This window comes from Mesorhizobium sp. M7A.F.Ca.CA.002.09.1.1 (assembly GCF_003998555.1).
In the GTDB taxonomy this organism is placed as follows: domain Bacteria; phylum Pseudomonadota; class Alphaproteobacteria; order Rhizobiales; family Rhizobiaceae; genus Mesorhizobium; species Mesorhizobium ciceri.
Genome location: NZ_RZRR01000848.1, coordinates 1 through 2431, shown reverse-complemented (window position 1 = coordinate 2431; position 2431 = coordinate 1). Strand labels below are relative to the sequence as shown.

General features: G+C 63.5%; 3 protein-coding genes. 2 read left to right on the top strand and 1 reads right to left on the bottom strand.

The features are described 5' to 3' along the window. On the bottom strand, nucleotides 1-1009 hold a 1009-nt coding region (locus EN994_RS27220), incomplete at its 3' end, for a cysteine desulfurase family protein (RefSeq protein ID WP_164746242.1). 236 nt (nucleotides 1010-1245) lie between these two features. Between EN994_RS27220 and EN994_RS27215 the strand changes: the two genes are divergently transcribed. Together EN994_RS27215 and EN994_RS27210 are read left to right on the top strand one after the other, a co-directional pair. After that, nucleotides 1246-1920, top strand: coding sequence for an alpha/beta hydrolase (locus tag EN994_RS27215; protein ID WP_013532163.1), 675 nt, complete (start codon nucleotides 1246-1248; stop codon nucleotides 1918-1920). Nucleotides 1921-1941: 21 nt separating this feature from the next. Beyond that, the coding region (locus tag EN994_RS27210; RefSeq protein ID WP_164746241.1) for an FMN-binding negative transcriptional regulator at nucleotides 1942-2431 on the top strand (490 nt) is incomplete at its 3' end.

Genomic DNA, 2431 nt, shown 5'->3' with positions numbered 1-2431 from the left:
GTCCGACCTTGCCGGACGAACAGGCAGAGCCGGCCGACAGCGCTACGCCGGCCAGGTCGAAGGCGATCTGCGCGGTTTCGGCTTTGACGCCCGCAATAGCGAAGAATGCCGTATTGGCAAGCCTTGGCGCACCGGTTCCGAAGATTTCCGCGTCCGGCACCAGCGTTTTCACGATGGCCTCGATCTCGTCGCGGCGCCGGCGCACCGCATCTATGGCCGGCAATCCGGCCAGGGCCTCGCGGGCGGCCGCGCCAAAACCGGCAATGGCAGCGAGGTTTTCAGTCCCGCCGCGATGGCCCTTTTCCTGACCGCCGCCATTGATCAACGGCTTCGGCATCATCAGATCCGAAGCCGCGACGATGGCGCCGACGCCCTTGGGACCACCGATCTTGTGCGAGGACAGAATCAGATAATCGGCGTAACCCGCTGATAGATCGATCGAAACACGCCCGGCGGCCTGCACGGCGTCGACCATGAGGATGCCGCCCGCCGCCTTGACGATCCCGGCGATGCGATCGATCGGCTGGATGACGCCGGTCTCGTTGTTGGCGGCGTGGATGGCAACCAGCGGCAGGCCTTCGCTCTTGTCATGACCACTGAGCGCTGCCGCCAAAGCGTCGAGATCGGCGATACCGTTGGCGTCGACGCCGATCCGGTTTACCTGCACTGCCGGGAAATGTCCGCCGTTCAACAGGCAGGGATGATCGGCCTCCGACACGTAAAGCCGGCTCATGCGCACCGTGCCGCGCCCCATCTGCCAGTCGGGTGACAGCAGCGTCGAGGCTGCTTCCGTGGCACCGGAGGTGAACACGACGTGCTCGGGCTTGGCGTTGACGAGCGCCGCCACGTCACGCCTTGCGGTCTCGATCAGACGGCGGGCCGCCCGCCCCTCGGCGTGAACCGATGACGGATTGGCGGCGACATCGAGCGCCGCGACCATAGCTTCGCGGGCCGCGGCAAGCAGCGGCGCACTGGCATTGTAGTCGAGATAGGCGCGTTTTGCGGCCATTTTCGTCCGTCAAGTCCCGTCAGAAGCCATTCCGCCGTCGTATGGCGTTATTTCCTTGAAATTCCAAGGCGAGCCGTCCTATTTACGCGGCTTGCGGCGCGGGTGGCCGGGCTCGATGTCTTGCCACTCAGTTTTGAACAATTCTAAACTAGCTTCTAAGAAGACGCTCGCCCTGCGTCAAGGCCAGAGGAAACGTTCCAGGCACCGCGCATTCGTATTACCTAGTGGAGTATTTTATGCCTGAGGTCATTTTCACCGGTCCTGCCGGCCGCCTGGAGGGTCGCTACCAGCCTTCCAAGGAAAAGAGCGCGCCGATTGCCATCGTCCTGCACCCGCACCCGCAATTCGGCGGCACGATGAACAACAAGATCGTCTACGACCTCTTCTACATGTTCCAGAAGCGGGACTTCACCACGCTTCGCTTCAATTTCCGCGGCATCGGCCGCAGTCAGGGCGAATTCGACCACGGCACCGGCGAGTTGTCGGACGCTGCCGCGGCGCTGGATTGGGTGCAGTCGCTGCATCCCGATTCCAAGAGCTGCTGGGTCGCCGGCTACTCGTTCGGATCCTGGATCGGCATGCAGCTTCTGATGCGCCGGCCCGAGATCGAAGGCTTCATCTCGATCGCGCCGCAGCCCAACACCTATGATTTCTCGTTCCTGGCGCCCTGCCCGTCATCGGGCCTGATCATCCATGGCGATGCCGACAAGGTGGCGCCGCCGAAGGATGTGCAGGGCCTGGTCGACAAGCTGCACACGCAGAAGGGCATCACCATCACCCAAAAGACGTTGCCCGGCGCCAACCATTTCTTCTCCAACGATGCCGACCTGCTGCTCGAGGAATGCGCCGACTATCTCGACCGCCGGCTGGCCGGCGAATTGTCGGATCCGCGGCCGAAGCGGCTGAGATAAGCAAAGAAAGCAGGGACGGCGATGTACGAACCTCCTCATTTCAGGGAAACGCGGCCGGAAATCCTGCACGGGCTGATCCGGACGCATCCGCTGGGCCTGTTGATTTCCAACGGACCCGATGGGCCGGTCGCCAACGCCATCCCGTTCCTGCTCGACGCGGAAATCGGGCCGAACGGCAGGCTGCGCGCCCATCTGGCGCGGGCCAACCCGCAATGGCGCCTGTTGGCCGACAATCCGGCGTCAACCGTACTGATCGTCTTCCAGGGCAGCGATGCCTATGTGACGCCGTCCTGGTACGAGACCAAGCGCGAGACCGGCAAGGTGGTGCCGACCTGGAATTATGCCATCGTGCAGGTTCGCGGCACCGTCAAGGTGATGGATGATCAGGACTGGCTGGCGCAGCAGATCGCCGATCTGACCGTCTCCCAGGAAGGCGCCCGCGCCGCGCCCTGGGCGGTGACCGATGCGCCGGAGCCCTTCATCCAGTCGCAGATCAAGGGCATTATCGGGC

Bases quoted from the DNA above. Each gene is read 5' to 3' on its own strand.
- EN994_RS27215 (WP_013532163.1), top strand. From the start codon at position 1,246: ATGCCTGAGGTCATTTTCACCGGTCCTGCCGGCCGCCTGGAGGGTCGC.